The 3,754-nt window shown below is 52.8% G+C and carries 4 protein-coding genes; 2 read left to right on the top strand and 2 right to left on the bottom strand.

Annotated elements, in window-relative coordinates; all coding sequences use genetic code 11:
• Positions 1-200 (top strand): hypothetical protein (locus tag AWB78_RS49080; RefSeq protein ID WP_232478118.1); only part of this gene is annotated, 200 nt, incomplete at its 5' end.
• Between the two features lie 86 nt (positions 201-286).
• Here AWB78_RS49080 and AWB78_RS48045 read toward each other — a convergent pair.
• Positions 287-568: a hypothetical protein gene (locus tag AWB78_RS48045; protein ID WP_062613064.1), complete on the bottom strand. Its 282-nt coding sequence runs from the start codon at positions 566-568 to the stop codon at positions 287-289.
• Between the two features lie 531 nt (positions 569-1,099).
• Positions 1,100-2,341, bottom strand: a complete 1,242-nt coding sequence (locus AWB78_RS41745; RefSeq protein ID WP_157697880.1) for a hypothetical protein — start codon at positions 2,339-2,341, stop codon at positions 1,100-1,102.
• A 523-nt stretch (positions 2,342-2,864) separates the two neighbouring features.
• On the opposite strand from AWB78_RS41745, the gene AWB78_RS47350 reads away from it, so the two are divergent.
• On the top strand, positions 2,865-3,754 hold an 890-nt coding region (locus tag AWB78_RS47350), incomplete at its 3' end, for a hypothetical protein (protein WP_157697879.1).

Genomic DNA, 3,754 nt, shown 5'->3' with positions numbered 1-3,754 from the left:
CGAAGGTCGATCATCTGGTCCAGCCGGGCTCGGAAAAAGTCGTCAGTCATCGCGTCTCACTGGCTCGATTTCTCTCACACGCAGCCATTATTTTAATTTCCGGGAGTTCTAAACGGGAACAAGATTCGCCATGTCCTTATGTCACAAGGGAAGCGGCGGTTTTGCATGGGCGACTAAATGAGGGACGGCCGGCGCAGTAAAACGGGGACCGCGCGGTCCCCGTGCTGTATCAGAACGGCTCGTCGGAAGTCAGGTGCGGTGGCTGGGTGGCCCCTGGCGCCATGACTCACGGTAGCGCTGAATCTGGGCGGCGTAGGCGCGGCTGAACCAGAGATCGAACAAACTGGATCACGCGACGTGTGGCATCGCGCGTAGCCAGCCGCACATCGCTCGCGTCGGCGGCCACCACACGCATGCCGCGCCAGCGCGGCATGCCGATGTGCTGTTCGGCGAGCGTAAGCAGATGCTGCGTCAGATCGGTGAACGCGGTGTGCTGCAGGTTCTGCCAGGCTTTCGAAAGTGCCTGGGCGTTGGCGCCTCGCACCAGTTCGCCCTGGTTATAAAGCACCGCGAAGAAGCGATCCGAGCTCAGTCTGAACGCAGGCCCGGTTGCAGCCGAGAAACCAGCTGATCAGTGTGGCGGAGGTCCAGCTTGCGGCGCCGGCTGAAATGCCCCGGATCGGCAACATGACGCGTACGCAGTTCCGCCGAATGAAGCTAGCTGATACCGCCCAGTATAGCGACAATCCGAGTTCAAATCGTGAAATAGTGAGGAATGCAACATTCCGAATCCAACCCGCTTAGCCCCGTGTTTACAAGCCTATGCGGCTTAAGTTAATAGGATTGGGTGACCATCTCATTACGACATCGGCCAATCAATTTACAAGCGCTGCTCTATCTCATTGAAAGTAAACGCGATTTCTAGGCTGAGACTCGCGGGTCAAGATCTGTAACGAAAATGCCGTCGGCCACGCCGCGTGCGCATCATCCGCGGGCGACGGAAGCATGCGCACCGCGACAAGTGCTGCGCCAACCCGCTATGAGCTTCGAAACGTCACTATAAAAGCTTGGCAAGTCGGAGCATGCATGACAACACGCTTCAAAATGCCAAATATTTATTTGGCTTTGGCGGCACGGTCGCTTGGCGAAACTTTGAATCTAAGCGCGTACCAAATAAAGCACAATACTCAGGCGTACCGTTATCAGGACGTCGCCAACGTTTAAAGAATGAGCCTGGGTCACGATAGTCTGCCTCGCGCATACGACAAAGTGTTTCGGCCTCATACGGCGCGCCAAGTATTTTCAGTTCGCCTTTAAACTTATCCAAAAACTCACCCTCTGGAAATTCCATGGCGAGATACTCCATTAAGACGACCCGCAACTCTTTATTCTCGATTGAGCGGACGACATTGAGGAATTCAGAAAAGAGGCTGATATCCCGCATCAAAACGTTTCTAAAATTAACCAATGCTTGCTTTATCACGAGGTACCGATGTCCGTCATTTGATATAGAGGATATGATTTTTGGGAGCCTAGAGATGTCACCGAGACCGTCATTTTTTATGAACCCCATTCCGAGATAAAGCATTGCACTTCGCTCCCTCTCGTTTTCTGGAAGATTATCGAGCAGCTTCGCAAACGATTCGAAAGACGAGCTGGAGCCCTGCCCGATGGATGCAAGCCCAATTGATGGGTAGCCTTGCAAAGCGCTACCATTCATCACTTCTTGACGCAACTTGTTGAGCACCACTTCCTGATCGCCGATCTTGAGGTTCTTGAGGCGCATAATAAGTCGTCCTAGCGGCTCACTTCGATCTAGCTCTGGTATTTTATTTATCTCTTCTCTCAGGCATTCAAAATCTTTAACCGTTCGAACTTCCTTTACTAAAGAAGCAAGCGGCAACCTGCGATCTGACAACTCTAGCTTTCGGATTTGCTGCATTGCCGCAGGAAATAATTTGTCGCCGATCTCATCCAACGCATCGTCGGAGAGCGCCCCGATGCGCTCGATTACCGTCGCTAATTCTTCTCCACCGAGAGCGGCCGCGTCGTACAACATCTCACTGAAGTTATTTTTTGTTATGTCTGCGCCGATCATTCTAAATGGCTGTCCTTTTGGAAGAGCCATCGAAAATTTTTTATTTTTTAAATCAATCAATTTCCCATGTTCTGAAGGAGGAAGAAAGTCAGCAACATAACCGATAAGATTTTTGTTTAATTTTTTTGTTATTCCGCTATTTTGCTTTGCTATTTTGCTATTTTGTTTGCTGACAGTAAATACATGATTGCCGTATGGACCGTATGGATCGAAATTCGACATGGACTTGAATTTGAATTGCATACTGATGTATCAAATAGGTAGGTGGAGTATTGAGTCTCCCCGTTTGATTTTGGGGAGGTCGCATTTGTGAGATTGCCCGCGACTTTCGCATCGGCTGACCGCACTGATTATGCCGATTCCTTTCGCTGTGCGGCGCGCAGTGCTATCAGATCGGGGACTATGCGCGGCGCTCGCTCAAAAATTGGATTAGGCATCCTATCACCTCCACATCGAGGGAGGCTTGCATTGCAAATGATTCTTCATGTTCCATGGTGCGCACCCATTCACCTCGCCTCATCCGGACCGCATCGCCACGGGACAAGGCCGCGCATAGCTCCCTCCACGTGGCTGTGCTCGGCCCGGACACTTACCTTTTGTTCTGCGGAAGTTTCATCTTCACCGTATTCTGCAGCGACGAAAGCAGATCGCCTTTCAAGTGTCCCTTGAGAGGGAATTTGACAATTCTGTTCTCCTCATACGACGGAGTGCCAAAGGGACGATAGAGGTTAATTTTCATAAAGCGCTCGCCGCCGAGGAATCCGGGATGCGCGATCGACCGAAGTTGGATCTCGTGCACGGGACGGTGCTCGTCCAATTCTGCAATTGGATAGGGCATCTTTCGGACGTTCTCCGCGGCAAAGTGTTTGCTGACGTATTGAAGCAAATTGCTACGCTGGATGCAGGCGCGCGTGGGATGCCGCTGGCCGCACTTGCGTCCGCGATTCCGCATCTTCCTAAAGATGAGGTAACAGCCGCGTTTAATATGGTGTTGACACATGTCCTCGCGCTTGATGGCGACCCACGCGGAAGGCCGCTGGCTGCACTTTCGTCCGCGATTTGGTCTCTTCCTTATGACCGACGAGGCGGGGCTTTCGATACCGTGCTGTCGCAAGTTAGCAAGCTTGATGCAGCCGCCCGCTCGGATGTATTGTGCGCCCTTTCGTCCGTGATCTACCGGTTACCTGAAGGTGATCGAACGGCTACGCTCAATGCCGTGCTGATGCACGTTTGTGCGCTTGATGGCGACGCACGCGGGAAACCGTTGGCCGCACTGTATGAAGCGATTCCGTCGCTTCCCCAAGATACGGTAGCAGCCGCGTTCAATCGCGTGCTAAAACAAATTAACGCGCTTGATGCCGCCGCCCGAGCCGAGGTATTCAGCCGAGTCCCGCCCAGAATCGGCTCGCTTCCTGAAGGTAACCGAACGGCTGCGTTCAACACTGTGTACGAGAGCATTCTCACACTTGATGCTGGGATACGAGGCGCGCCGCTGGTCACGCTCGCGGACAGCATTTCCTCACTTCGTGTCGACGATCGGGAGGCAGCATTCTATGCTATGTTGAAGCAAACCGACACGCTTAACGCTGAATACAAAAGGGACTTACTGCACAAGCTCGCGCTGCAGGCCCACCGCCTTCTTGGCGCGGCGGCTGC

The organism is Caballeronia calidae, assembly GCF_900044055.2.
GTDB classification, from domain to species: domain Bacteria; phylum Pseudomonadota; class Gammaproteobacteria; order Burkholderiales; family Burkholderiaceae; genus Caballeronia; species Caballeronia calidae.
Note: the sequence above shows the minus strand (reverse complement) of the source record. Positions and strands in the feature narration are given on the sequence as shown.